This window comes from Vibrio sp. J383 (assembly GCF_023503985.1).
In the GTDB taxonomy this organism is placed as follows: domain Bacteria; phylum Pseudomonadota; class Gammaproteobacteria; order Enterobacterales; family Vibrionaceae; genus Vibrio; species Vibrio splendidus.
Genome location: NZ_CP097293.1, coordinates 1,115,460 through 1,141,049, shown reverse-complemented (window position 1 = coordinate 1,141,049; position 25,590 = coordinate 1,115,460). Strand labels below are relative to the sequence as shown.

The following is a 25,590-nucleotide window of genomic DNA, read 5'->3' as shown; positions in this document are numbered from 1 at the left end:
GGTAACGAATAGATGAAAAAAATAATTTCTTACTTATTTTCAATAAGTTCACTGATAACCATAAGCTTCAGTGCTCATGCCTCTTGGTATGAAGTTACCGGTACAGCAACCATCGTATCGTCAGAGGAAGCCGCAAGAGTCCATGCGCTGGAAGACGCGGTATATAAAGCGATCCAGTTCTCTGGTGCTGACATTGGTAGCATTGCTAACCTCACGCCCTACCTCGACGCGAAGAAGAAAGAGTTTCAATTTACCAATCATGAAGTGCGCTACATCTTGGTAGAAAAAGAGAAGAAACGCAGTGGCAATATAATGATCACTGCAAGGATCGACATCTACCCTTCGGCAAATGCTTGCCATGAGAGCCAATATAAGAAAACATTTTTGGTCGGCAACATTGATGTGACTTCCCCACAACAAGCTGTAATGGGCAGAATCTATAATATTGGTGATGATTTTAGCCATGTCGTTGACCGACAACTGGCGCAAGAATCTCGTAGCTTTGTTTCTGTTGGCACAACCAATTACGATATCGACAAGCGTCGACCGGAAGTGATCAAAATGATCGCACAAGACACGGGAGCACAGTACATTATCGGCGGTGATATCACCGATTTAACTGCGACCATTGAATCCAAGCTTCTAAAAGACGACATTATAAACCGCCAGTTTGCGTTAGAGATGCAAGTCTTTGACGGTAAGACAGGTCATCAGGTTTATAACCGTAGCTACCGTGAAGTGGCAAAATGGCCTTTTGCTAAGACCAGTGAGGTTGATACGCGCAGTGCTCGTTTCTGGGCATCGACCTACGGCAGTATGATGCTTCGCGTCAGCCGCAATATTATGTTGGACTTGGAATCAGAAGTATCATGTAAAATCACACTTCCAGAGGTAGCTGCAGTATTTGGTAACACTGTGACCATTGATTTAGGTCGAATGCATGGCGTTCAACAAGGTGACAAACTGCAACTGTGGCACACCGGTTCGTTTATCGACCAACGAGGCTTGCCACGTAATAAGGTCTCTCAAAGCGATATCACGCTGACGGTTTCTCGCGTGTATGAAAATGAAGCCGAGCTCACGATTGATCAACCTAGCCTTGCTGGAAGCATTCAAATTGGTGATGTAATGCAGAAAATCATGTAGTTAGCGACAAGCTCACTTCATAGTTTCTAATAAAGCCTTAGCACTTTTGTTAAGGCTTTATTTTTTTCATGATGATTAGTTTCGGTTTTAACGTATTTGTCGTAACCTTATTAATAACATAATCATCATTTAGCAAACTATGAGCCAGAATAATCTAATTGGTGCGACCGGTTATCGATTTATATCGAAAGGCCAAACCGCTTTTAAAATCCACATCCATACTCCCGAAGATACGGTGTTACATCGTTCTGTCGGTTTTGTTCGTATGGGTGAAGACAAAGCACTAAAGAAAACCATCAAGTTAAGAGATGAGCTTGGCAGAAAGCTCTGGGGAAAGTTTTGGCCAAAAGTCCTTAGAGAGCCCTATCTGATGACGCGTTTACCGCACAGTTTAGAACCTAAAATAGTATTCAAACCAAACCCGACTCAGACAGATCCCGAACATCGAGATGAATGCTACATCGCTAAGTGGCGCGTATTCTCTGAAAGTGGTGAATACAAATACAAAACCAAAGTATGTTCTATAAGAAAGCACGGGCGACTCGCCGCCTACAGCCAAACCAAACGAGCGCTCCTTGAGGCCCACAAAGACGTGATTGAGCTGCTTATCTTTATGGGACGACTGAACAGCATCGACCTGAAGTAGTATCAACTTCAGTAAAGCGAGTTAACTGAAAATCAGCTTTCCATATTTATCAGATACAAAAACAGCCGCATTGCGGCTGTTTTGATTTATAGGCTTTATCATTATGGTGCTTTAGCAGATTGCTACACCTTAATCGACCACCTAGCTTCGGCATATCTCCGACAGTGTCGTCAGTCGGCGTTTTGATTCTTTCACATAGGGGTTAGTTTGATCCCATGCGTAACCAGCCAAAATAGAACACACCATTTGCTTAATCTTCGGGTTGGGATCTTGATAGAAAATCACATCCTGCAAAGTACCTGAGTACCACCCTTCAACATACGTTCTAAAGGTGTTTACGCCAACCATCAGCGGATCCGCATAATCACGGTCCCAATCAACCTTCTCACCATTGAGCTGCTTTTCCACGCACTCAACCGCAAACTGAGCCGACTTCATCGCAATCGTCACGCCTGATGAAAAAACAGGGTCAAGAAACTCACCGGCATTGCCCAATAGCGCATACTTGTCTGTTGCAAGGTGTTTTACGTTGGCAGAATAGCCACCGATTTCACCCGCAGGGTTCGGATACTCTGCATTTGCCAAAATCTCAGCCAAACCCGGCTCTTCCATTGCCAGTTGCTTAATAGCGGCAATCTTATCTTGTGGGTATGATTCAAAGAACTTAGGCTCACCGACGACACCAAACGAAGACACTCCGTTACTAAACGGGATCAACCAATACCAAACGTCAGGGTTGGTCGGGTGCACCGAGATCAGAATTTTGTTTCGATCATATTCAAGGTCGGTATCAACCTCTGAAATATGATCGTTAACATGCGTGAAAATAGCTTTACGTGGAGGAAGCGATGATGGCTCCTCTAAATCAAGCATCTTAGGTAGCACGCGACCAAATCCACTGCCATCTAGCACGTATTGAGCTTCTAGCTGATAGTGTTCTCCATCAAGCACTTGTACGTCTAAAATGGTACTGTCTTCAGTGAAGTTAATACCCATCAACTCATGTTGATAATCAATAGTAACGCCTTGTGCTTCGGCTGTGTCTGCTAACACCTTATCAAAGGCCCCTCGCTGAACCTGAAACGTGGTTCCCGGCCCAGCAGAGAACTTATCTTCAAAATTGAACGCGGTGTACACGCCATTTTTACGAAAAGCGGCACCATCTTTAAATTGGAAGTTAGCGTCAGCCACCGCTTCGCTCATGCCAGCTTGTTCAATCACTTCCATGCAAGCCGGTAACAAGCTTTCACCAATAGAAAAGCGCGGGAAAAGGCTCTTTTCAATCACTCGTACATCGATGCCTTTTTTGTGAAGCAAAGACGCGGCAATAGACCCTGATGGCCCAGCTCCGATGATCACTACTTGAGTTGACAGTTTTTTCATTAATTTAAGCCATGTTTGTTATTTTTTATTGCGCGCCAGCTTTCAATTCAAGAAGCGTATGACCAAGGCCGATATCGTCGGTACGGGTCACCACTTCAAAGCCAGCTTCTTCAACGATCTCTAAGAAATCTTCGCTGCGGTAAAAACGGCTGTTGCCGTTGGCCAAGCAAGTGAAGTAAAGAGAGGTCGCGTTTAAGCTATAAGAAGCCGCATCGTATTTCTGTGCATCCCAAAACAATTCAAGGATATAGACCGTCGCCTCTTCTGACATATGAGAGCGAACACGCTTTAATATGCTCAGAATTTCCATTGGCGAGAAGCAATCAAGGAACTGGCTCATCCACCACACATCCGCGCCTGTCGGCAACGCTTGTTGTTTATCGAGCATGTTGGCTGGAAATGGAGTCACTCGGTCTCGATGGCCATGTTGTGTTGCGTTTGCCATTGCCATTTCTAGTTGCTGTGGCAAATCAACAATCGTAACCTCAACGTCGGAGTCATGGTTGCAGCACTGCATTGCCCACTTACCGGTGTTACCACCGATATCCACCAGCGATTTAGGTTTCTTGCTGAAGACTTTCTCAAGCAAAACAGGGAACGAACGGTCCGAATAGAAGTGATCGAACTTAAACCAACTATCTTTGGCTTTTTCTGGCAATTGAGACAAGCCTTGGTAAATGGTTTCCCAATCACCCAGTTCTTTCAGGCCGGCAGGTGTGCCTTCTTCAATAGCTTCGGTTAGATGCATCATCGCTGCGTAACAAACATCGGCTGTGAAATCCATGTTTGCGTTGGTCATACCATCGTGCAGAAGGTAAAAACCAAGGTTGGCCATTTTATAGTTAGGTTTGTCCCAAGTAACAATATGAGCACTTAACGCCATATCAAGCAGAACTTTTACGCCGTACTCAGATACGCCCGTTATTTCCGAAAGAGTCTCTGCAGGTAAACCATCATTACCCGCGTCATCTAACGCTTTCAAGATACCTAAATCACGAAGTGTACGGGCAGTATGAAAAACAATGGGAGCGAAAGACAATTTCTGCGCTTCTGTTTTTGCTTCTAATGCGTTGAATGGATCTAATTTATATTCCGACACGAAAAACCTAACTTTAAATAATAGAGGATTACTCAGCTGCCATTTGTGCAAGCTTACGTTTAATATCAACGTTTAAGTTATTAACCCAACGGTTGTAATTACGGTGTATTTCACCATCGTCGTACTTCAAATTCTCTGATTCAACGTAAAGAATAGAGTAAAACTTGTCACTATAAGGAATTTCAATCACAGCATGGTGTGAACGAACATACAGTTCTGCACGGATCAAGCCAGGCTTTATTTCTGAAACCAACCAGCCTCGGTTTTCAGCAGACTCATAAATAGCTGATTTCACCTGTTTACTTTGAAGATTAAGTGCAACTGGAGTATCCTCAACATTCATTACAGGTTGGACACGTCCACACCCTGCAAGAACGAATATGAATAACATTGAAACGGCTATTTTTAGTAATTTCATTTAAATTCCTTACCTGTGTTTATTTATAAGCACGCATAGTATTTAGTTAGACCCAAAGCAAATCAATACTCTATGTCAAATCAATCCCAATTAATGTCGTTTAATATTGAGAAATGGTCTGCAAATTCTGCGGGGCTCAATTCCGTTGCCGAATGGCAAACATGGAGCACAAATATAGATTGGCCACAAGATGGCTCAACTGAATTTAAAGCAATCCCGCCGATGATGCGCCGTCGAATGAGCCTGCAAAGTAAGCTTGCCGTCCAAACTGCATTGACTCTATTAAAAGACACCTCGGTTGATTTTCTGGTTTTTGCCAGCCGACATGGTGAGCTGCACCGAACTGCCACATTGATTCAATCAATCTTAGAAGGTGATGACGCCTCACCAATGGCGTTCTCGCAGTCGGTGCACAATACCGCTGCTGGTCTCACAACGATTGCCGCAAAAGCGCCGATTCCACTGACCTCTATCGCTGCTGGGCAAGATACTTTCCACAATGCTCTGATCGAAGCTTATCTTTACCTACATCAGTATCCGTCACATCGTGTGCTCGTCATTGATTTCGACCAGCCTTTACCTGAGCTTTACCAAGAATACGAAACACAACACTATGCTGATTATGCTCTGGGCTTAGTGCTCACGACTGGCAGTGAATACTCTATTACTAGAACAGTAGAAGCCAACCAAGCATCTTCCGGGTTACCACAAGGGCTACAAACGCTCCAACATATCTTATTGGGTACAAATAAGTGGACTGTTGCTGGCAAGCACCAAACTTGGTCGTGGATAAATAACGCCAAGACAGGAACACAGCAATGAGCAAGTTAGACCAATATTGGCGAGTGTTTGCGACAGGGTTCTGCTTTACCACTTTTGGGCTGGGAGGCTTAGTATTAAGCTTCATAATCTTACCTTCTATTGCGATAACGACACCCAATACCATTGAAAGAGAGCTCAAAGTTCAGCGACTGATTCGTTTCTCCTTCAATGCTTTTTGCCAAATCATGAAGTTCACAGGCGCAATTGATTACAGAATTGATGGCGCCGAACTGCTACGCGAAGATCGCAACTGCATCATCGTTGCCAACCATCCGAGCTTAATCGACTATGTGCTGATCGCCTCTCAACTTCCTCAATGTGATTGCCTCGTTAAGGCCGCAATTTGGGAAAACCCTTTTATGAAAAGGATTGTCAAAGCGGCGGGTTATATACCCAACCAAGCTCCTGACGATCTTTTAGAACGTTGTGAAGAACGCTTTTCACGTGGCAATGTACTGCTGGTTTTTCCCGAAGGGACTCGCACAACACCAGGAATTGAACCATCATTACAACGTGGTGCGGCGCAAATTGCCACTCGAACACAAACCGATTTACGCGTGATTCATATTACGGTTTCTCCGACATTCTTAACGAAAGAGAAAAAATGGTATCAAGTTCCTGCTACGAAACCCTTTTTTCATATCGCGGTGAAAGGTAAAATAGAAGTCGCACCATTTATTGAGAATGCAAATAACTTAACTTCGGCAGCAAGACGCCTTAATCATCATCTTGCACATACTATATTCCCTTCCGAAGAAAACATTTAGCTAATCAATAAAACAACCGGCGATATCGGCATTTCGAAAATACATCGCATAATGTAGAATCGCCCCCTTAAAGCAGCATTCAGATAAAGCATTAAGTAGGCCAAAGTGGAAACATTACACAACGAACTGAAACAACTGATCATCGACGCATTGAACCTTGAAGACATGAGCATTGATGAGATTGAAACAGAAGCTCCACTATTTGGTGATGGACTTGGACTAGATTCTATCGATGCACTTGAGCTTGGTCTTGCTATCAAGAAAAAGTACAACATTGTTATCGATGCCGACGATTCAAACACTCGACAGCACTTTGCGTCAGTTGAAAATCTAGCGAACTACATCTCTTCTCAAACAAACAACTAGACAGATCTTTATGACACAAGCGAACCAACAAGAAGTATACAATCAGGTTAAAGATGCGCTTATTGAGCTGTTTGAGCTTGATGCTGAAGATATCACGCCTGAAGCACACCTTTATCTCGACCTAGACCTAGACAGCATTGATGCGGTTGATTTGGTCGTTCATTTACAGAACGTAACGGGTAAGAAGATCAAACCTGAAGAGTTCAAAGCAGTACGCACCGTTAATGACGTTGTGGAGTCTGTGGCTGAACTATTGAAGGACGCCTAATGCGTCCTCTGCTGACTTTATTGTCGGCAATCATACTTTTCACTTATCCAATAGCGGTTTACTTTGGACTCAACAAGTTTGGCCTACAAACCGTTGGTATCGTCTTAGCCGCTATCTTTGCTGTCCGCATTTTCACCGGCGGTCAGGCTAAGATCAAAGAGCTAAAACACCTAGCTTGGATCAGTGGAAGTGCCGGAATTGTTCTACTGGCATTAGGGTTAGCCTTCAAACAGCATGGCTGGTTAACCTATTATCCCGTCATCGTTAATGTTTGTATGTTGGCTGTATTCGCTTCAAGCCTATGGCAACCGCAAACCATTATCGAACGTCTTGCTCGACTCCAAGAGCCTGAACTTCCGCAAAGTGGCGTTGATTACACACGAAAAGTCACCAAAGTTTGGTGTTTGTTCTTTGTTATCAATGGCTCTATCGCCCTTTACACCTGCTTCCAGTCTCTTGAAATCTGGACCCTATACAATGGCTTACTCAGCTATTTGTTCGCCGGGTTACTCTTTGCAGGAGAGTGGGTGGTAAGACAGCGCATTCGTCAGAGTTAAATTGTTATGACCCAAACCGTATCTTACATCTCATTGTCTGAACTCCTCACTCAAAACCGAGCCCCTGAATCTATTGTCTGCTTTGACGACAATAGTGAGATTACTTGGCAAACATTTAACGACGACTTATCTCAACTCGTGAACCTTTTATCTTCATCCCATTTTCAACGAGTTGCGATTTGTACCCAAGACAGCTGCCTATTTTCGGTGGCCTTTTTGGCATGTGCTGTCAGCAAAAAACACATCATCTTACCGGGTAACTATCAACCTTGTGCACTTGCCGAATTGAGTGAACATTTTGACTGCCTGTTAGTTGATGACTCGATTGGTGAAGTTGATGTTAGTAACGTTCGCAATATCCAAACCTTATTGGACTCAAACCCCAAAGCACAACAACCTCTAATCGATAATCTTGCGCCCATTGATTTGGCAGCCATCCACTTGACCCTGTTTACTTCAGGTTCAAGTGGTACGCCCAAAGCTATAGACAAAACCTTAGAGCACCTAGATATTGAAATCGCTCAGCTAGATAAAAACTGGGGCGATTTACTTAAGGGCAACCGAGTCCACAGTACGGTCTCACATCAACATATCTATGGTTTGCTGTTTAGAATCTTATGGCCACTCTGTTCTGGTGTTCCATTTGCTCGAAGCAACCTTGAGTACCCTGAACAAATCCTATCTCACGCTAACAAACAGAGCGTGCTGATCAGTAGCCCTGCGCTACTCAAGCGATTAAAACACGAGACAAAGTCTGCACAGCTAGCTGGTGTGTTTTCTTCTGGTGGCCCTTTACCAACCGAATCGGCTCACCAAGCACTTAACTTGTTAGGACATTTTCCCATCGAGGTTTTTGGTAGCACTGAAACCGGCGGTATCGCATTTCGTCAGCAAGAGAGCGCTCAAACACCTTGGCAGCTTTTTGACTGTATTGAGGCTAGTCTCAACAGTGAGAATTGCATTAAGTTATTGTCGCCGTACATCGACAAAAACAACTGGTATCAAACCGCCGATGAGTGCGAAATGGTCTCGAGCAATCAATTCATATTGAAAGGCCGAACCGATCGAGTGATCAAGATAGAAGAAAAACGAGTATCACTGGTTGAAGTCGAAAAGCGACTAGAGCAACTTCCTTGGATCAGTGAGTGCGTGGTGATTCCATTTGAAGAACCTGAGCGCTTAATCTTAGCGTCGGTTTTGGTATTATCAGAGGAAGGCCAAGCGAAACTCGCCACCATGAGTAAAGGTAAATTCTGGTTGATGCTGCGTTCAGAGTTGAGAAAGTGGTTAGAACCGATCGCTATCCCAAGAAAATATCGTGTTGTTGACGAGATTCCCCTCAACAGCCAAGGTAAGCGGTTAACCTCTCACATAGAGCAGCTCGTAAAATCATAGAAATCGCTTATCGTGTTTTACACTGAGACTGTCTTTTTATATTTTTGTCACAACACCCATTTTCAGCCCAAGGATTCTAAGCACGCGCTATGGATAAGAGAAAACCAAACGTCATTGCTGTTGACACTGTAGAGAAAGAATCGACTTTGACACTCCATGTTGCTGGAGACATCACCGATTTTAAGGGGCACTTCAAGAGCTTCCCTATTCTTCCGGGTGTTACACAGATTGATTGGGCACTTCACTATGCAGTTCAAGAGCTGAATGTCCCTGGTTACTTTAAAGGCATGGAAGTCATCAAATTCCAAGAGCCGATCCTGCCTGATTCGACCATTCAGCTGTCACTCAAGTGGGATGCTGACAAAGATAAATTGAGCTTTAGTTACACGTCGAACAATGGCGAACAAACTCACTCTTCAGGCAAAATGAAGCTGGGAGAGAAAAGTGAATAGCGCTGAGGCTGTTTCTCAACACGCACTTGAAGAAAGCAACTACAAGGCTTGCTTCCTAATTCCGTGCTTTAACCACGGCGCAACCATGCCCTCGGTGGTCTCATCACTTCTTAATTTCAAACTTCCGATCATTATTGTTGATGATGGCAGTGAACTAGAGACCAAACAGCTTCTGACTCCACTTGCCGATAGCCCAAGCGTGACTTTGGTAACACTTCATCAGAACCAAGGCAAAGGCGGCGCAGTAAAAGCGGGTATCAAGCGAGCGCAAGAGCTCGGCTTTAGTCATGCCATTCAAATTGATGCTGATGGGCAACATGACCTAGACGCCCTACCCACATTAATCCAAGCTTCACAAACTAAGCCCCAGCGCCTTATCTCTGGTCAGCCTGTCTATGACGAGAGCGTGCCTAAGGCAAGGCTCTACGGACGCTACGCGACACATATCTGGGTATGGATAGAAACCCTATCTCTCTCGATTAAAGACAGCATGTGTGGCTTTAGAGCGTATCCAATCGATAAGACGCAAACCGTACTGAATAAATACGATGTCGGTTCGAGAATGGACTTTGATATCGAGATTCTGGTTCGCCTGTATTGGGAAGGCTGCGATATCGACTTCGTTGAAACGCGTGTTATCTACCCAGAAAATGGGATCTCTCATTTCGATGCACTGTGGGACAACGTAAAAATCAGTTGGATGCACACGCGACTGTTCTTCGGCATGCTGCCAAGAGCGCCAAAATTGATCGCGCGTCATTTCAAGTCGGACTCAGCGAAGAATTTATCGGCTGAAAATAGCCAAGGTTCCTCGGCAGATTCAAGACAGGTAAATTCCGAACAGATAGGTTCAGAACAACCCCATTGGTCACGTACTCAAGAACGCGGCACTGTGCTGGGAATCAAACTGTTATTGGCCGTTTATACCTTGTTAGGCCGAGGCGTATTTAATCTGATTTTACGCGGTGTGATGCGTTACTACCATCTAACGGGCAAACGTGCACGAAACGCCTCAGAACAGTACCTATTTCAGCTTAAGGCATACGCTGAACAACAGAATATTGAGTTACCAGCGGAATTAACCAGTTATAACCATCTGCTCTCGTTTGGCCATACCATGCTAGACAAGTTGGCTGCATGGAAAGGGGATTTTTCGGTCGATAACCTGAGCATTCATGGTCAAGAACAATTTGAGAGCATGGTGGCAAACCAACAAGGTGTGCTGATTCTGGGTTCTCATCTTGGCAATATCGAATTGTGCCGCGCTTTAGGTCGCAGACACTCAAACATCAAAATCAATGCACTGGTTTTCACCGAGCACGCCGAGCGTTTCAATTCGGTGATGAAAGCGGTTAACCCGCAGTCTGATTTAAACCTGATTCAGGTAACGTCAATGGGACCTGATACCGCTATCTTGTTGCAACAGAAACTAGAGCAAGGCGAATGGATCGTGATTGTCGGCGATAGAACTTCCACCAGCAAAGAGAGCCGTTCAGTATGGGCAGAGTTCTTGGGTAAGGAAGCGCCCTTCCCTCAAGGACCATTTATGTTAGCCTCTGTTCTCAAAGCGCCAGTATTTCTATTATTTGGGCTACGTGATGACTCACAATCTAAGCCGCATTTTAATGTCTATTTCGAGCATTTTAGCGACAAGATAGAACTACCCAGAAAAACTCGCGAACAATCTTTACAGCAAGTCGTGCAAAAATACGCAGACCGACTTGAGCACTACACACTGAAAGCACCGCTTCAGTGGTACAACTTTTTTAATTTTTGGACATTGAGCAAGCACCATGACGAAAAAGAATCCAAATAGCATCACCTTTGGTGCCGAACGCCTCACGATTGAGGATGTTGTCGCTATCTCACAAGGCGCAAAAGCCTCGATGAACTCAAGTGAAGCCTTCACATCTAAGATCGACCGTGGTGTCGCTTTCTTAGAGCGCCTATTGAAAGAAGAAGGCGTGATCTATGGTGTGACAACGGGCTACGGTGACTCATGTACCGTTGCGATTCCGCCAAACCTAGTTGATGAGCTACCACTGCATTTAACACGCTTTCATGGTTGTGGTTTAGGCGAAATATTGTCTCACGAACAATCTCGTGCGGTATTAGCAACGCGCCTTTGTTCTTTATCGCAAGGTGTCTCTGGTGTGACTCATGATTTGCTCAACCAGATCGTTACTCTGATCAACCAAGATATCTCACCACGTATTCCTCAAGAAGGATCGGTGGGTGCCAGTGGCGATTTAACGCCGCTGTCTTATCTGGCAGCCGCACTCATCGGTGAGCGCGATGTTATCTACAAAGGTGAAGTTCGCCCTACTAGTGACGTCTACAAAGAGCTAGGGATTAACCCTATCAAGCTTAAGCCAAAAGAAGGCTTAGCATTGATGAATGGCACGTCAGTAATGACGGCTCTGGCTTGTATCGCCTACAAGCGCGCAGAATACCTAGCTCAACTATCGACTAAGATCACGGCAATGGTGTCTGTGGGTATGCAAGGCAACGATTTCCACTTCGATGAAGCCTTGTTCGCAGTGAAACCTCACCCTGGTCAACAACAAGTTGCAGCATGGCTGCGCGATGACCTGCAAGCAGATCGCCCGCCACGCAACAGTGATCGCCTACAAGATCGTTATTCACTACGTTGTGCTCCACATGTTATTGGTGTGGTTCAAGACTCTCTACCTTGGCTACGCCAAATGATTGAGAACGAACTAAACAGCGCTAACGATAACCCAATTATCGATGGCGACAATGAGCGCGTACTGCACGGTGGACACTTCTACGGTGGCCATATCGCAATGGCAATGGATACCCTAAAAACAGCGGTAGCCAACCTTGCAGACCTACTTGATCGCCAAATGGCGCAGCTAATGGACTACAAGTTCAATAACGGCCTGCCATTTAACCTAACAGGCGCTGAAGGCGAACGTAAACCAATCAACCACGGTTTCAAAGCGGTACAGATTGGCGTTTCAGCTTGGACAGCAGAGGCATTGAAACACACCATGCCGGCAAGCGTGTTCTCTCGTTCAACCGAGTGCCACAACCAAGACAAAGTCAGTATGGGCACCATCGCAGCTCGTGATTGTCTACGTGTTCTTGAACTGACTGAACAAGTTGCGGCAGCATCTCTTCTGGCGGGTACACAAGCGCTTGAGCTTCGTAAACGCCACAATGAACTTGATGAGCACCACATGAGTGAAAACCTAAAGCATATTCGCGACGAAGTGCTTAAAGAGTTTGAATTTATCGTAGAAGATCGACCACTTGAAGGCGATCTACGCCACTTCATTGCTCGTATTCAAAGTCAGCACTGGTCACTTTACTCATAGAGTAGCTAACCCTTTACGCAATATTGTTGAGAGCGATTTATGTCTGAAATCCTTCATCCATTACAATCTGAGGTGACTCTGATTACCTCATTCCAAGATGCCGACCCGATGGGCGTGATCTATCACGGCAATTACTTTCGATTTTTTGAAGAAGTAAGGCGCATCATGATGGATAAGATTGAGTACAACTACCATGAGATGAAGGATTCAGGCTACATGTGGCCAATCATCGACACGCGTGTAAAGTACATTAAGGCTATACCGTTCAATCATCAGATCAAGGTATCGGCTAAGTTGACTGAATGGGAAAACCGCCTGCGTGTTGACTACGAAATTCACGATGCCAACACAGGTGCTCGCATGACACGCGCCCACACAATGCAGGTTGCGGTGACCATTGAAGAACAAGAGATGTGCTTCGCTTCACCGAAAGTGTTTACAGATAAAGTCGGGCACTGGCACCAGTTTGGCTGCTTACCCCAATCAACTGAGCAGCAACCAAGCGACCAACAATCAGACCAACCTCAAGTATCTAACACACAGCAGCAGGTGAAACATGAGTCTGTTTAAACGCAGTCGCAAACACATCAGCATCGCACTACTAGGGCTTGCCTCAATGATGGCGAGTAGTTTTGTTATTGCTAATGAAAGTACAGCTACGGTTGGTTCTATTTCAGATCTGCAAACAGTATTAAGCGCAAACAACATAGTGCGTGGTGAGTTCACCCAAACACGCAACATGGAAATGTTCGCCCAGCCTCTAACATCACAAGGTACTTTCCTGTTAGACAAGTCGAATGGTTTGCTTTGGACACAAACTACCCCCTTTCCTGTTAGCTTGGTGCTAACCGACAACAAACTGAGCCAAAGGTTTGCTGATCAACCAGCCAAGATCATCACCGACCAAGAAAACCCGATGGCGTTTTATTTCAGCCATATATTCCTATCGGTGTTCCACGGTGATACTCAAAAACTCCAAGAGCAATTCTCACTGTCGTTTGAACCCGCGACTGAGCAAAGCTCAGATGAAAGTGTAAATGAAAGCACAAAGAGTACGTCATGGACGCTCACTCTAAAGCCCAAAAGTACGCCAATGAATGCGGTATTTGAAGCCATCACACTACAAGGTAACAACGATATTGAACGCATTGAGCTGAAAGAGATTCGTGGAGACAGCACGGTGATCGAATTTAGCCAATTAAGCCATCTACCGGAAGTATTATCAGATGCTGAAGCGCAACAATTCCAACTCTAGTCTGGCCCTTGTTTGGCTTGTTATCGTAGTACTATTTAGCGGATTGTTAATAAAACAATTCGCTTTTTCTTCGTCGGTACCGATTGAAAGCAACATTCTAAAGTTACTACCAGAAAACCAGCAAGACCCAATGGTAGAGCAAGCCTTTCAGCAGATATCCAGCTCGATGAGCGAGCAAGTAGTGTTTATCATCAGCGCCCCCGACATCAACCAAGCCATGATTGCGACCGACGCTTTTGAAAAAGCTCTCAACCAAAGAGCTTTTTCAAGTCAGCCAACTCTGTTTCAGCAAGTTCAAGGCAAAATCAACGCCAGCACCCAAAGCCAGTGGAGCGATTTCTACTTTCGTCACCGAGCTCAACTGCTGACCCAACAACAAAAAGAGACACTGACACACTCGCCGGATTTGCGAGCTCAATATGTCATCCAATCTCTGTACAATCCTTTCTCAGGCGTCACTGCAGCCGAACTGTCGATGGATCCATTTCTGCTATTTCGCGACTACATCAGTGCTGTTGGCGTTCAATCAAGTAACTTTGTTCTGAAAGAAGGGTACCTCACCGCTCAATCTAATGACCAAACTCATATTTTGGTCACGGCAACTCTGGCTGGCTCACCTTATAGCTTGGCGATTCAAGAACAACTTCCTGATCTTGATTCCATTGAGCGCGAAGTCGAAAAACAGTTTAGCGTCAAAGTGCAGCATACCGGTGTGGTGTTCTACGCAAATTACGGCACCGAAAGCGCGAAATCAGAAATCAGTACCATTGGTTTGGGCTCATTAGCCGGTGTTGTTTTATTGGTGTGGCTGACGTTTCGTAGTGCCCTTCCACTTGCCTTATCCTTGCTTTCCATCAGTACTGGGTTGTTGGTAGCGCTGGCAAGCACCGTCGCTATCTTCGGCAAGATTCACCTGTTTAGTTTGGTGTTCGGTGCCAGCTTAATTGGCGTGTCCATCGATTACTCCTTTCACTACCTGACTGACCGTTTGGCGGCTGGTAACCAATGGCAAAGCGACAAAGGGTTGAAACATATTATCGTTGCGATCACCTTGGGTCTGATCACCAGCTTGATTGGCTACCTAGGTCTGTTGGTGGCACCTTTCCCGGGTTTACAGCAACTTGCTCTGTTTTCGTCGATTGGGCTTATTGCGGCTTACGCCAGCGTGGTGTGTTGGTACCCAGTTTTAGCTGCAAAACCAAGCCAAGAACGCCCGCTTCCCTTGTCGAAGCTTTGGCATACTTGGTTAAGTCTCTGGAGCAACCAAAAGTTTAGAATTGGCTTACCATTAATAGTGACTGTCGTTAGCTTGATATCACTCAGTCAAATTCGCTACGACGACGATATTCGCCAACTTCAAGCGATGCCTGATCAACTCAAACAGCAAGAGCAAGCCATTACTGAGATATCAGGATTAGGCAGTGGCCAAAATATGCTTTTGGTGACTGCCAAGAGCGACCAAAAGCTACTCAAAAAACTGGCAGAAATCACCACAAGCTTAGACTCTTTAATCGATAGCCAAGGTATCTCAGGATATCGCAGCATCAATCAGCAGTTGTTAAGTAAACAAGACCAGCATGATAACTATCAATTGGTTGAACAACTATATCGCCAGCAAAGCCATATCTTACAAAGCACGCTAGGTTGGTCTACTTTTCCACAACTACCAGAATTCGAACCAATCACGGTATCTGGATTTTTAGAATCTCCGGTGTCAGAACCTGTTCGACCACTTTGGTTAAAACCTATCGATGGACAAGCGGCGTCAGTCATTTTGATCAAAGACGTTACAAACTCAGCACTGTTCTCTCAATGGCTCGATTCAAGCTTTGCTCAGCAACAAGGTGTTAAATACCTTAATAAAGCCGATGAAATCTCCGCTCTCTTTGCGGAATACAGAGTCAAGATCACCGAGCTATTATTAATAGCATTGGCAGCCATTGGAATGGTCTTAGGTTGGCGCTATGGCGTAAAACAGAGCCTGTTGATGCTGTTGCCGTCTTTGATTGCGGGAATCGCAGGGCTAGCGATCACCGGCGTTTTAGGTTCGACCTTAAACCTGTTTAACTTACTGGGTCTGATTCTGATTCTAGGGATTGGCATCGACTACACCCTTTTCTTTGCTGAGCAGAAGAAATCACTGAGCACCTTGTTAGCCATTACCTTGTCTGGCCTCACGACGCTGCTTTCATTTGGTTTACTGTCACTAAGTCAGACTCATGCCATTCATAGCTTCGGTGTTACCGTCTTAACGGGTATTTTTGTGGCGTGGTTGCTTTCTCCACTCGCAATCAATACAGAGAAAGCCGCAAGAAAACCAAAAACTCATGAGGCTTTTAGATGAAAAATACAATACAGATAACGCTGGGCGTTGTATTGGGTTTACTACTCAGTGCCTGTTCAATGGTTTCTCAGCTGCCGACTGGCGCAAGTGTGTCTATCGATAATGACACCGAATTAGCCTTACCTTTGCCTTCTGAGCTTGGATACTCATTTACGGCGAGCCAGTTGATTAACGCGACCTGGCAAGACGAGACTCAACAACTTCCTGTCCAAGTTGAAGTGACACCAGATAAAGTGGTGTTAGCTGGTTTTTCATCTTGGGGTACTCGAATTTTGTCATTGCAGTACCAAAACCAAGTGATTGATACACAGGTTTTATCTGGCCTTGGGGCGACCCTGCCGCAACCCGAACAGGTGCTATTTAATTTAATGCTGACCCTATGGCCAGTTGAGGCGTGGACTCAGCCTTTAAAAAATATCGACTGGCATTTGGTCGACACAGAAAACAGCCGCACAGTGTTTGACGATAACCAACAGGCGATCATTCAAATTGATTACCAAGCGGAGCCCGGAGCTGACAAAACTAGCGGCGACATTGTTTTCAAACATTTGATTCAAGGCTACACCATCACCATACAAACGTTGAATTCAACGATTGTCGATAACCCAAGTAAGAGCTGAACACTATGCCTATTTACATCCAAGACTGTGGTTTCCACTCGGCGCTAGGCTCAAGCGTTGCTGAAATTCACGACTGCCTTACAAATGAGCACCGCTCGAACATGGTTGAAGTGGACGATATGCTGAATGACGGCAAGTCGACTGTCGTTGGTAAGGTAGCGGGCGAACTGCCTGAAATTCCTCAGCACCTTGCCGAATACGCTACTCGTAATAACCAGCTCGCGTTATCGGCCCTAAACCAAATCAAAGATTCTATTGAGCAAGCAAAATCACAATTTGGCGCAGATAGAATTGCTGTGGTTATCGGCACAAGCACCTCGGGGATTTCTGATGGTGAAGCCGCTTTCAAACATAAATTGGCAAACGGTGAGTTTCCTGAGCATTATCACTACTCCAAACAAGAGCTAGGGAATCCCTCTGAGTTTGTTAGTCAATATTGCTCATTGACAGGGCCAAGCTACGCAATCTCGACCGCCTGCTCATCAAGCGGCCGTGTTTTTCTTACCGCTCAACGCTTGTTAGATTCTGGAATGGCTGATGCTGTGTTGGTTGGAGGTGTAGACACCTTATGTAAGCTGACGCTCAATGGCTTTCATGGCCTGGAAGCACTTTCGACCACACATTGCCAGCCATTTAGTGCCTCTCGAAATGGCATCAACATCGGTGAAGCAGCGGCATTTATGTTGCTCAGTAAAACAAAACTGAATGTTGCTGATACAAACCAGAATATACCTAGCATTGCTTTATTAGGCTGTGGTGATAGCTCTGATGCACACCACATTTCAGCGCCCCACCCTGAAGGAAATGGCGCAGAACAAGCGATGAGAAAAGCGTTAGATTCTGCTCAGTTACAAGCTGAAGACATCGGTTATATCAATGCTCATGGCACCGCAACTCCACTCAATGATTCAATGGAAAGCAAAGCCATTCATCGTATTTTTGCAAACAAGGTTCCCGTCAGTTCCACCAAGCCTCTCACCGGGCATACTCTTGGAGCCGCAAGTACAATAGAGGCTGCAATAGCATGGCATATTTTAAAATATGACTTACCGCTTCCCTTACAAAAATGTCAGGATAAAGCTGAAGATATTGAGATTGATTTGGTAAACTGTTCCCAGAAACTTAAAGTAAAGAACATCTTAAGCAATTCGTTCGCTTTTGGTGGCAACAACATTAGCCTGATCTTTGGTGTAGTAAATGACTGATATCCCTTCTGTAGACCAACTTCTTCCACACGATGATCCGATGATATTAATCGATCGTGCTATCAACGTAGAGGCGTTGTCGATTCACTGTCAGGTCGATATTGGAGCTCATAATCTGTTCTTTAATGCTGAATCTCAAACCGTACCGGCTTATGTCGGTATCGAATTTATGGCGCAATCTGTGGCTGCATGGTCTGGATATCATGCACTGAAAAACGGTACCACTCCTCCAATCGGATTCTTACTCGGTTCTCGCCGTTACAAGTCACTGTGTGATGAGTTTACTCAAGGTCAGACCCTTGATATCTACGCCGAGCAATTGATGGAAGACAGTGGCATGGCAGTGTTTACCGCCAGAGTCGAAGACCAAGGTCAGTTAGTGGCTCAATGCCAACTCAATGTCTACGTGCCGACCGAACAAAAATTACAAGAAATGAAAACTAGGAGCCCATCATGACCCGTCAGGTTTTAGTCACAGGTGCCAGCAAAGGCATTGGTAAAGCGATCGCTATTCAACTCGCGAAAGAAGGATTTGAAATTGCCGTTCATTACATGGGTGACAAGCAAGGTGCTGAAGACACGTTAAAGTCGATCACCGAACTGGGTGGCGCGGGGCGTCTTATCCAATTTGATATCAGCAATCGCAGCGAGTGTCGCGAAAAACTTGAGTCAGATATTGCCGATCATGGCGCTTACTATGGTGTGGTGAACAATGCGGGTATTACTCGTGACACAGCATTCCCAGCCATGACGGAAGAAGAGTGGGATGGCGTGATCCATACCAACCTCGACAGCTTCTACAACGTACTTCACCCGTGCGTGATGCCAATGGTTCAGAAACGCAAAGGCGGTCGCATCGTTACTCTGGCGTCTGTATCGGGCATCATGGGTAATCGTGGTCAAACCAACTATGCTGCAGCAAAAGCGGGCGTAATTGGCGCAACTAAGTCTCTAGCTTTAGAGTTAGCGAAACGCAAGATCACGGTAAACTGTGTCGCTCCAGGCTTAATTGATACCGGCATGGTTGATGAGCACGTGAAAGATCATGCGCTCCCTCAAGTGCCACTGCGCCGTATGGGCGAGCCAAAAGAAGTAGCAGGCCTAGTGAGCTACTTAATGTCCGATATTGCAGGCTATGTCACTCGCCAAGTAATTTCAGTCAATGGAGGCTTAGTATGACCCGCCGCGTTGTTGTAACTGGCATGTCAGGTGTTACTGCCTTTGGTAATGATTGGCAGCACATCGAACCAAAATTGAAAGCGTGTGAAAATGCCACTCAATATATGCCAAGTTTTGAGCAATATGATGGCCTCAACACTAAGCTAGCTGCTCCGGTTGATGACTTCCAACTGCCAAAACACTACAAACGCAAACAGGTACGCGGCATGGGACGTGTGTCTCGCCTAGCAACCGTTGCGACAGAAAATGCACTAGAACAAGCCGGACTGATTGGCCACGACATTTTAACCAATGGCGAAACAGGCATTGCTTACGGCTCTTCGACGGGTAGTACCGATGCGGTTGGTGCATTTGGTGTGATGCTTAACGAGAAGTCGACACGCGCCATCACTGCAACCACCTATGTTCAAATGATGCCTCACACCGCTGCGGTCAACGTAGGATTGTTCTTTGGCCTGCGCGGCCGCGTGATTCCCACCAGCAGTGCGTGTACTTCAGGAAGCCAAGCGATTGGTTACGCCTATGAAGCGATCAAACACGGCTACCAAACCGTGATGGTTGCGGGTGGTGGTGAAGAGCTATGCCCAACTGAGTCTGCCGTTTTCGATACCCTTTTTGCTACCAGTTTAAAAAACGACACGCCAGAAAAATCCCCTAGCCCTTACGACAGTGAGCGCGATGGTCTAGTCATCGGTGAAGGCGCAGGTACGCTTGTTCTTGAAGAGTATGAACATGCTGTTGCTCGTGGCGCAAAAATCTACGCTGAGATCATCGGCTTTGCCAGCAACTGCGATGCCGCTCATGTGACCCAACCCCAGATGGAAACCATGCAAATTTGTATGGAGAAAGCACTGAAAGACGCACAACTTCCTGCTGAGAAAATTGGCTATGTTTCTGCGCACGGAACGGCGACTGAAAAAGGCGATATTGCAGAAAGTAATGCGACCGCAAACATCTTTGGTGAAGTGCCAATCAGTTCGTTGAAAAGCTACTTTGGCCATACGCTTGGTGCGTGTGGTGCGATTGAAGCTTGGTTGAGCCTAGAGATGATGCATTCAGGCTGGTTCAGCCCAACATTGAACCTTGAGAACATCGACGAACGCTGCGGCAAGCTTGATTACATCACAGGCTCAGGTCGTGAATTAGATGTTGAATATCTGATGAGCAACAACTTTGCCTTTGGCGGAATTAACACCTCAATCATCTTCAAAAAGATTTAAGCTTATTGATTAGCTAAAACTCGAGACAAATAAAAAGGGTCAGTAACCAAGTTACTGACCCTTTTTTGAATCTAGCAAAAGCTCAATTAAGCGTTAGCTTCACGCTCAGCGATAAACTCAAGAGCCATCTTGATGCGAGCGATTACGCGCTCTTTACCAACAAGCTCCATCACTGCATCAACAGAAGGAGACTGACCGCCACCTGTTACTGCTACGCGAAGTGGCATGCCGATTTTACCCATACCGATCTCTAGCTCTTCACATACTGCTGCAATCACACCATCTTTGATGTTTGCTGTAGTGAACTCTTCAAGTGCTTCAACCTTAGCAAGAGCAAGCTCTAGCGGGCCTTTAGCAACACCACGTAGGTGCTTCTTCGCTGCGCCAGCTTCAAACTCAGAGAAATCTTCGTAGAAGTAGCGAGATTGCTCAGCAAGTTCGATAAGCGTGTTACAACGCTCGCCAACTAGCTTGATCACTTCAGTGATAGCCGGGCCGTTTGTTGTATCGATCTTTTGTGCATCTAGGTGCCATTGCAGGTATTTTGCAACATACTCAGGCTCAGAAGTCTTGATGTAGTGGTTGTTCAACCAAAGTAGTTTTTCAGTGTTGAATGCAGATGCAGACTTGCTAATTGCGTTCAGGCTGAAGAATTCAATCATCTCTTCTTGAGAGAAGATCTCTTGATCACCGTGAGACCAACCTAAACGAACTAGGTAGTTGTTTAGTGCATTTGGTAGGTAACCTTCATCGCGGTATTGCATTACTGATACAGCACCGTGACGCTTAGAAAGTTTCGCACCGTCATCACCAAGAATCATTGCACAGTGAGCGAAAGTTGGAACTGGCGCGCCTAGTGCTTCGTAGATGTTGATTTGACGAGGTGTGTTGTTGATGTGGTCTTCACCGCGAACAACGTGTGTAATGCCCATATCCCAGTCATCCACTACAACTACGAAGTTGTAAGTTGGAGCACCGTCTGTACGACGAATGATTAGGTCATCAAGTTGGCTGTTTGCGATTTCAATGCGACCACGGATTTGGTCATCAAATACTACGCTACCTTCTTTAGGGTTACGGAAACGGATAACGCATGCATCACCTTCTTTTGCTGCTTCGTTTGCTGCAACAATTTTAGGGTGGTTCGCATCGTAACGAGCCATTTCTTTGTTTTCTTCTTGTACTGCACGAATCTCATCAAGCAGTTCTTTAGACGCGTAACATTTGAATGCTTTGTCTTCAGCAAGTAGCTTATCAACCATTTCGTTGTAACGGTCAAAACGCTTAGATTGGTAGTAAGGACCTTCATCCCATTCCATACCCATCCATTGCATGCCTTCTAGAATTGCATCAACCGCTTCTTGAGAGTTACGCTCAAGGTCCGTGTCTTCGATACGCAGAACGAATTCACCACCTTGATTCTTAGCGAATAGCCAAGAGTAAAGTGCAGTACGTGCACCACCAACGTGAAGATAGCCAGTTGGGCTAGGAGCAAAACGAGTTTTAACCGTCATTTAAATACCTTGATTATGTAGGTGATTCTTTTAGTGATTGCCATTACAAAGCCTGCAACAGAAAAATATCACTAAATTTTGGGCGCTATTTTATCACCACCGCTTAAATCTACAATCAGTAGTGAATGATTAATGCGCGGATCTTGTGCGAAAGCGACTGTAGAAAGGCCAAATCCAGCTTCGATGTAGCAAATCTATAGCCTGAGCCAGTAAATTATAGCCATGCTTTTCTTTAACTCTCGCCTATCCCACAAACTTAACCACCCATTCATATGCCACTAAGATCAAATTCTTGAATTTATGTTTGACCTTACCCTTACGGTAAGGTTTATGTTGGGCGTAGATGAGAATTGGAGTATCGATATGAAGCATTACACAACTGCACTCAACGGCCTAAATTGCATGGGATGTGCGAAGAAAGTCCGCACACTGTTTGATGGTCTCGATAATACGAAGATCAACGACATATCGCCGACATACATCGATATTTCCACTCCTTTTAGTTACGTTCAACTCAACGAACAACTAGCGACGCTTGGTTATAGCATGGGTAATAAACTGCACCTTTCGCTATCTGGTCTTAGCTGCGGTAAGTGTGTGAGCAAGCTGACTCTGGCGATTCAACAAACTGAGCAAGCCTCAAATCTAAACGTCACCAAACATGAATTGTCGTTGGTTACTCTGCTTGAAGAATCCGAGATTATTGAGCTGGTCGAAAGTGTGGGTTATCACGCAGCTCCCTACTCTGAAGCCAATAACCTTTTATCTAATTCAGGTTCAGATTCAGAAGAAAATAAAAAACCAACGCCGGCTGAACCGACACAAGCTAAACCTGCAGCTAGCCAATATACTTACCACCTTGTTCTTGAGGGAATGACGTGTGCAAGTTGTGTTTCTTCGGTAGAGAAAGCGCTGAAAAAGAATGAGTTCGTCGACCAAGCTCAGATCAACCTCGCGGAACAGACAGCCTTGGTCTTCACCTCTAAAACACGTGACGTCATCGAAAACGCTCTAATAGAATCGGTGAAAGCCGCTGGTTACGGCGCCGAGTTCGTTGATGACGCAGCAACTCAACAACAAAAACAGCGAGAGCAACAACTTCGTACCCAAAAAGCTTTCCTAAAGAATTCAGTAAGCGCGCTGTTTATCGGTGCTCCGCTGATGGCGTGGGGTCTGTTCGGTGGCAGCATGACCATTGCTACATCTAACGACCAATTAGCTTGGGGATTAGTTGGTGTGGTCTGTTTGATACTGCTTGCGACTTCAGGACGCAGCTTCTTCACTAACGCTTGGCAGTCTCTCATGCATAAGCGTGCAACGATGGATACGTTAGTTGCTTTAGGTACGGGCGCTGCATGGTTCTATTCAATGCTGGTTGTGCTGATTCCATCATGGTTCCCAGAACCATCGCGTCATGTCTATTTTGAAGCAAGTGCAATGATTGTCGGCCTTATTTCTTTAGGGCATTACATTGAAGCCAAAGCCAAAGCACGCACCACGAAATCTTTACAGGCACTGATTAACTTACAGCCTCAAACAGCGGTAGTTATTGTCGATGATAAAGAACAAACCATCGCCGTAGAGGCGATTCAAGTCGGTATGCAAGTACGAGTGAAACCCGGAGAAAAAGTACCTGTCGATGGTGTAGTGGTATCTGGCGAATCTTATATCGATGAATCAATGTTGACTGGTGAACCGCTTCCCAACGTCAAATCGCTCGATGATGGGGTTTCAGCAGGAACTATTAATGGTGATGGCAGCTTAATTATTGAAGCAACTGGAATTGGCTCAAGCACCATGTTGGCTCGAATCATTCAAATGGTTCGCCAAGCACAAAGCAGCAAACCTGCGATTGCCAAGCTTGCTGACTCTATCTCAGCCGTTTTTGTTCCGGTCGTCGTCGCAATCGCAGCCGTTGCCGCCTTAGTTTGGTTTTTCTTTGGCCCACAGCCAAGCGCGAGCTACATGCTAGTCGTATCAACCACAGTACTGATTATCGCTTGTCCATGTGCGTTAGGCCTAGCAACGCCACTGTCGATTACTGTTGGCGTGGGTAAAGCGGCTGAGTTTGGCGTTCTAATTAAAGATGCGGATGTATTGCAGTCTGCCAGCAAGATCGATGCTGTTGTGTTTGATAAAACAGGTACGTTGACCCAAGGAAAACCAACCGTTCAACAGGCCTTTTACTCTAATCTAACGGAGCAAGAGTTACTGGCTTATGCTTATTCAGTAGAAGTGGGATCTGAGCACCCACTCGCCAAAGCCGTTTGCCAATATGCAGAGAGCCTACAAGTTTCAGCACTACCTCATAGCGAGTTCGAAAACCAACGAGGGCTTGGCGTACAGGCAACAATTAACGGCAAGAACGTGCAAGTTGGCTCGCTTAAATACCTAACCCAGTTAGGCATCAATACTGAGATTAGCGCGGATTTTATCGAACTTTGCCGCTCGCAAGCGTGGACGCCTATTTTCATTGTGATTGACCAAAAACTCGAAGGTATATTGGGCATTTCAGACGCATTAAAAATAGATAGCAAACAAGCCATTGCTCAACTAAAATCCGCCGGAATTCACACCGTGCTATTAACAGGCGACAACGATTCTGTTGCTCAAGCGATTGGTAAAAGTGTCGGTATCGACGAGGTTATCTCGGAGGTGCTTCCAGAGCAGAAAGCTCAGCATATTGTTCAGCTTCAACAGCAATATAAGAGTGTTGCTATGGTCGGAGACGGTATTAACGATGCACCAGCTCTTGCTCAAGCAGATATAGGAATCGCAATGGGCAGTGGCAGTGATGTCGCGATTGAAAGTGCGCAAATGACGCTACTCAACTCATCGCCATTATCAGTAAGCAATGCGATCGAGTTGTCCCAAGCGACCGTAAGAAACATGAAGCAAAACCTGTTTGGTGCCTTCATCTATAACTCGCTTGGTATTCCTATCGCAGCCGGTGTGCTCTACCCATTTTTCGGATTTCTGCTTAGTCCTGTAGTTGCAGGCGCTGCGATGGCGATGTCGTCAATCACGGTAGTAAGCAATGCCAACAGATTAAGACTGTTTAAACCCACACATTCTAATATCAACAAAAACCATATTCATGAGGTTCACCATGATTCGTAAAATTATGACTCTTACTGCACTCGCTGCAATCTCAGGACAAGCTTTAGCTACTGATGTTCTAAACCACAAATCCCCATACTGCGGCTGCTGCACAGAATGGACTGAACATATGCGAGATGCTGGGTTCGATGTTACAGAGAAGCTCCACGATGATATGAATCCAATAAAGCAGAAGTTAGGGGTAACGCAAAAACTAGCCTCTTGCCACACGGCAGAGATCGACGGTTACGTATTTGAAGGGCACATTCCAGCAGAGGACGTTAAAGCCTTTTTAGAAAACCCACCACGCAATGCGATTGGCTTAGCGGTTCCAGGTATGCCAATGGGCTCACCAGGCATGGAGTATGGCGATAAGAAAGACGAGTATTCTGTGTATGCGTTTAATGAAGAAGGTCAGGTGTTTGAGTACCGTCATTACAACGGAAAATAAAGCTTAACTAGACCAACGCAAAGCAATAAAAAGAAGTCATAAA

The 25,590-nt window shown here is 45.4% G+C and carries 25 protein-coding genes; 21 read left to right on the top strand and 4 right to left on the bottom strand.

What is annotated here, in order from left to right; translation table 11 throughout:
• Positions 1 to 12 precede the first annotated feature (12 nt).
• Together M4S28_RS05180 and M4S28_RS05175 are read left to right on the top strand one after the other, a co-directional pair.
• Entirely contained in the window at positions 13 to 1,146 is a 1,134-nt protein-coding gene (locus M4S28_RS05180) for a flagellar assembly protein FlgT (protein ID WP_017076832.1), read from the top strand.
• A gap of 139 nt (positions 1,147 to 1,285) precedes the next feature.
• Positions 1,286 to 1,792, top strand: a complete 507-nt coding sequence (locus M4S28_RS05175; protein WP_004736164.1) for a hypothetical protein — start codon at positions 1,286 to 1,288, stop codon at positions 1,790 to 1,792.
• Positions 1,793 to 1,933: 141 nt separating this feature from the next.
• On the opposite strand, the gene M4S28_RS05170 is transcribed toward M4S28_RS05175, so the two are convergent.
• The 3 genes from M4S28_RS05170 to M4S28_RS05160 are packed head-to-tail and all read right to left on the bottom strand — an operon-like array spanning position 1,934 to position 4,692.
• Positions 1,934 to 3,175 (bottom strand): NAD(P)/FAD-dependent oxidoreductase, encoded by a 1,242-nt coding sequence (locus M4S28_RS05170; RefSeq protein ID WP_249632425.1) that lies wholly within the window; start codon positions 3,173 to 3,175, stop codon positions 1,934 to 1,936.
• Between the two features lie 25 nt (positions 3,176 to 3,200).
• Positions 3,201 to 4,274 (bottom strand): methyltransferase, encoded by a 1,074-nt coding sequence (locus M4S28_RS05165; RefSeq protein WP_102497700.1) that lies wholly within the window; start codon positions 4,272 to 4,274, stop codon positions 3,201 to 3,203.
• Positions 4,275 to 4,302: 28 nt separating this feature from the next.
• A complete protein-coding gene (locus M4S28_RS05160) occupies positions 4,303 to 4,692 on the bottom strand; it encodes a hypothetical protein (protein WP_017084503.1) in 390 nt (129 codons plus the stop codon).
• Between the two features lie 72 nt (positions 4,693 to 4,764).
• Between M4S28_RS05160 and M4S28_RS05155 the strand changes: the two genes are divergently transcribed.
• The 17 genes from M4S28_RS05155 to M4S28_RS05075 all read left to right on the top strand — a co-directional run bounded on the left by M4S28_RS05155 (position 4,765) and on the right by M4S28_RS05075 (position 20,483).
• Positions 4,765 to 5,514: a beta-ketoacyl synthase chain length factor gene (locus tag M4S28_RS05155; protein ID WP_249632424.1), complete on the top strand. Its 750-nt coding sequence runs from the start codon at positions 4,765 to 4,767 to the stop codon at positions 5,512 to 5,514.
• A complete protein-coding gene (locus tag M4S28_RS05150) occupies positions 5,511 to 6,281 on the top strand; it encodes a lysophospholipid acyltransferase family protein (RefSeq protein ID WP_017088083.1) in 771 nt (256 codons plus the stop codon). Before M4S28_RS05155 ends, M4S28_RS05150 begins: the two co-directional genes overlap by 4 nt.
• Before the next feature lie 105 nt (positions 6,282 to 6,386).
• Positions 6,387 to 6,647, top strand: coding sequence for a phosphopantetheine-binding protein (locus M4S28_RS05145; protein WP_004736154.1), 261 nt, complete (start codon positions 6,387 to 6,389; stop codon positions 6,645 to 6,647).
• A 10-nt stretch (positions 6,648 to 6,657) separates the two neighbouring features.
• On the top strand, positions 6,658 to 6,915 hold the full coding sequence (locus M4S28_RS05140; RefSeq protein ID WP_004736153.1) for an acyl carrier protein: 258 nt from the start codon (positions 6,658 to 6,660) through the stop codon (positions 6,913 to 6,915).
• Positions 6,915 to 7,472 (top strand): COG4648 family protein, encoded by a 558-nt coding sequence (locus M4S28_RS05135; RefSeq protein WP_017084500.1) that lies wholly within the window; start codon positions 6,915 to 6,917, stop codon positions 7,470 to 7,472. The genes M4S28_RS05140 and M4S28_RS05135 overlap by 1 nt, the downstream gene beginning before the upstream one ends.
• Before the next feature lie 6 nt (positions 7,473 to 7,478).
• Positions 7,479 to 8,867, top strand: a complete 1,389-nt coding sequence (locus M4S28_RS05130; protein ID WP_249632423.1) for an AMP-binding protein — start codon at positions 7,479 to 7,481, stop codon at positions 8,865 to 8,867.
• An 89-nt stretch (positions 8,868 to 8,956) separates the two neighbouring features.
• Complete coding sequence (locus M4S28_RS05125; protein ID WP_102494505.1) at positions 8,957 to 9,319, top strand: ApeI family dehydratase; 363 nt, start codon at positions 8,957 to 8,959, stop codon at positions 9,317 to 9,319.
• Positions 9,312 to 11,135 (top strand): glycosyltransferase family 2 protein, encoded by a 1,824-nt coding sequence (locus M4S28_RS05120; protein WP_249632422.1) that lies wholly within the window; start codon positions 9,312 to 9,314, stop codon positions 11,133 to 11,135. Before M4S28_RS05125 ends, M4S28_RS05120 begins: the two co-directional genes overlap by 8 nt.
• On the top strand, positions 11,113 to 12,660 hold the full coding sequence (locus M4S28_RS05115; RefSeq protein WP_065104919.1) for an HAL/PAL/TAL family ammonia-lyase: 1,548 nt from the start codon (positions 11,113 to 11,115) through the stop codon (positions 12,658 to 12,660). The genes M4S28_RS05120 and M4S28_RS05115 overlap by 23 nt, the downstream gene beginning before the upstream one ends.
• 39 nt (positions 12,661 to 12,699) lie before the next feature.
• On the top strand, positions 12,700 to 13,230 hold the full coding sequence (locus M4S28_RS05110; protein WP_249632421.1) for an acyl-CoA thioesterase: 531 nt from the start codon (positions 12,700 to 12,702) through the stop codon (positions 13,228 to 13,230).
• The gene (locus M4S28_RS05105; protein WP_249632420.1) at positions 13,217 to 13,915 is read left to right on the top strand and encodes a LolA family protein; all 699 of its coding nucleotides are present in this window, start codon (positions 13,217 to 13,219) and stop codon (positions 13,913 to 13,915) included. The genes M4S28_RS05110 and M4S28_RS05105 overlap by 14 nt, the downstream gene beginning before the upstream one ends.
• Positions 13,887 to 16,259 (top strand): MMPL family transporter, encoded by a 2,373-nt coding sequence (locus tag M4S28_RS05100; RefSeq protein ID WP_249632419.1) that lies wholly within the window; start codon positions 13,887 to 13,889, stop codon positions 16,257 to 16,259. The genes M4S28_RS05105 and M4S28_RS05100 overlap by 29 nt, the downstream gene beginning before the upstream one ends.
• Positions 16,256 to 16,879, top strand: a complete 624-nt coding sequence (locus tag M4S28_RS05095; protein WP_249632418.1) for a DUF3261 domain-containing protein — start codon at positions 16,256 to 16,258, stop codon at positions 16,877 to 16,879. Before M4S28_RS05100 ends, M4S28_RS05095 begins: the two co-directional genes overlap by 4 nt.
• Positions 16,880 to 16,884: 5 nt before the next feature.
• Positions 16,885 to 18,084, top strand: coding sequence for a beta-ketoacyl-[acyl-carrier-protein] synthase family protein (locus M4S28_RS05090; RefSeq protein ID WP_249632417.1), 1,200 nt, complete (start codon positions 16,885 to 16,887; stop codon positions 18,082 to 18,084).
• The gene (locus M4S28_RS05085) at positions 18,077 to 18,541 is read left to right on the top strand and encodes a hotdog family protein (protein WP_017095983.1); all 465 of its coding nucleotides are present in this window, start codon (positions 18,077 to 18,079) and stop codon (positions 18,539 to 18,541) included. Before M4S28_RS05090 ends, M4S28_RS05085 begins: the two co-directional genes overlap by 8 nt.
• Positions 18,538 to 19,263 (top strand): 3-ketoacyl-ACP reductase FabG2, encoded by a 726-nt coding sequence (locus tag M4S28_RS05080; RefSeq protein WP_249632416.1) that lies wholly within the window; start codon positions 18,538 to 18,540, stop codon positions 19,261 to 19,263. Before M4S28_RS05085 ends, M4S28_RS05080 begins: the two co-directional genes overlap by 4 nt.
• On the top strand, positions 19,260 to 20,483 hold the full coding sequence (locus M4S28_RS05075) for a beta-ketoacyl-ACP synthase (protein WP_102488681.1): 1,224 nt from the start codon (positions 19,260 to 19,262) through the stop codon (positions 20,481 to 20,483). Before M4S28_RS05080 ends, M4S28_RS05075 begins: the two co-directional genes overlap by 4 nt.
• An 86-nt stretch (positions 20,484 to 20,569) precedes the next feature.
• Here the strand turns inward: M4S28_RS05075 and gltX are convergent, their stop codons facing one another.
• On the bottom strand, positions 20,570 to 21,997 hold the full coding sequence (gltX, locus tag M4S28_RS05070) for a glutamate--tRNA ligase (protein WP_017088096.1): 1,428 nt from the start codon (positions 21,995 to 21,997) through the stop codon (positions 20,570 to 20,572).
• 300 nt (positions 21,998 to 22,297) lie between these two features.
• Here gltX and M4S28_RS05065 point away from each other — a divergent pair, with 300 nt between their 5' ends.
• A complete protein-coding gene (locus M4S28_RS05065; RefSeq protein ID WP_249632415.1) occupies positions 22,298 to 25,117 on the top strand; it encodes a heavy metal translocating P-type ATPase in 2,820 nt (939 codons plus the stop codon).
• The gene (locus M4S28_RS05060; protein WP_004736129.1) at positions 25,107 to 25,547 is read left to right on the top strand and encodes a DUF411 domain-containing protein; all 441 of its coding nucleotides are present in this window, start codon (positions 25,107 to 25,109) and stop codon (positions 25,545 to 25,547) included. Before M4S28_RS05065 ends, M4S28_RS05060 begins: the two co-directional genes overlap by 11 nt.
• Positions 25,548 to 25,590: the final 43 nt, after the last annotated feature.

Coding starts and splice junctions, on each gene's coding strand:
- M4S28_RS05170 (WP_249632425.1), bottom strand. CDS start 3,175: ATGAAAAAACTGTCAACTCAAGTAGTGATCATCGGAGCTGGGCCATCA.
- M4S28_RS05085 (WP_017095983.1), top strand. CDS start 18,077: ATGACTGATATCCCTTCTGTAGACCAACTTCTTCCACACGATGATCCG.
- M4S28_RS05105 (WP_249632420.1), top strand. CDS start 13,217: ATGAGTCTGTTTAAACGCAGTCGCAAACACATCAGCATCGCACTACTA.
- M4S28_RS05140 (WP_004736153.1), top strand. CDS start 6,658: ATGACACAAGCGAACCAACAAGAAGTATACAATCAGGTTAAAGATGCG.
- M4S28_RS05060 (WP_004736129.1), top strand. CDS start 25,107: ATGATTCGTAAAATTATGACTCTTACTGCACTCGCTGCAATCTCAGGA.
- M4S28_RS05180 (WP_017076832.1), top strand. CDS start 13: ATGAAAAAAATAATTTCTTACTTATTTTCAATAAGTTCACTGATAACC.
- M4S28_RS05080 (WP_249632416.1), top strand. CDS start 18,538: ATGACCCGTCAGGTTTTAGTCACAGGTGCCAGCAAAGGCATTGGTAAA.
- M4S28_RS05125 (WP_102494505.1), top strand. CDS start 8,957: ATGGATAAGAGAAAACCAAACGTCATTGCTGTTGACACTGTAGAGAAA.
- M4S28_RS05130 (WP_249632423.1), top strand. CDS start 7,479: ATGACCCAAACCGTATCTTACATCTCATTGTCTGAACTCCTCACTCAA.
- M4S28_RS05135 (WP_017084500.1), top strand. CDS start 6,915: ATGCGTCCTCTGCTGACTTTATTGTCGGCAATCATACTTTTCACTTAT.
- M4S28_RS05175 (WP_004736164.1), top strand. CDS start 1,286: ATGAGCCAGAATAATCTAATTGGTGCGACCGGTTATCGATTTATATCG.
- M4S28_RS05150 (WP_017088083.1), top strand. CDS start 5,511: ATGAGCAAGTTAGACCAATATTGGCGAGTGTTTGCGACAGGGTTCTGC.
- M4S28_RS05095 (WP_249632418.1), top strand. CDS start 16,256: ATGAAAAATACAATACAGATAACGCTGGGCGTTGTATTGGGTTTACTA.
- M4S28_RS05065 (WP_249632415.1), top strand. CDS start 22,298: ATGTTTGACCTTACCCTTACGGTAAGGTTTATGTTGGGCGTAGATGAG.
- gltX (WP_017088096.1), bottom strand. CDS start 21,997: ATGACGGTTAAAACTCGTTTTGCTCCTAGCCCAACTGGCTATCTTCAC.
- M4S28_RS05075 (WP_102488681.1), top strand. CDS start 19,260: ATGACCCGCCGCGTTGTTGTAACTGGCATGTCAGGTGTTACTGCCTTT.
- M4S28_RS05090 (WP_249632417.1), top strand. CDS start 16,885: ATGCCTATTTACATCCAAGACTGTGGTTTCCACTCGGCGCTAGGCTCA.
- M4S28_RS05100 (WP_249632419.1), top strand. CDS start 13,887: ATGCTGAAGCGCAACAATTCCAACTCTAGTCTGGCCCTTGTTTGGCTT.
- M4S28_RS05160 (WP_017084503.1), bottom strand. CDS start 4,692: ATGAAATTACTAAAAATAGCCGTTTCAATGTTATTCATATTCGTTCTT.
- M4S28_RS05110 (WP_249632421.1), top strand. CDS start 12,700: ATGTCTGAAATCCTTCATCCATTACAATCTGAGGTGACTCTGATTACC.
- M4S28_RS05115 (WP_065104919.1), top strand. CDS start 11,113: ATGACGAAAAAGAATCCAAATAGCATCACCTTTGGTGCCGAACGCCTC.
- M4S28_RS05155 (WP_249632424.1), top strand. CDS start 4,765: ATGTCAAATCAATCCCAATTAATGTCGTTTAATATTGAGAAATGGTCT.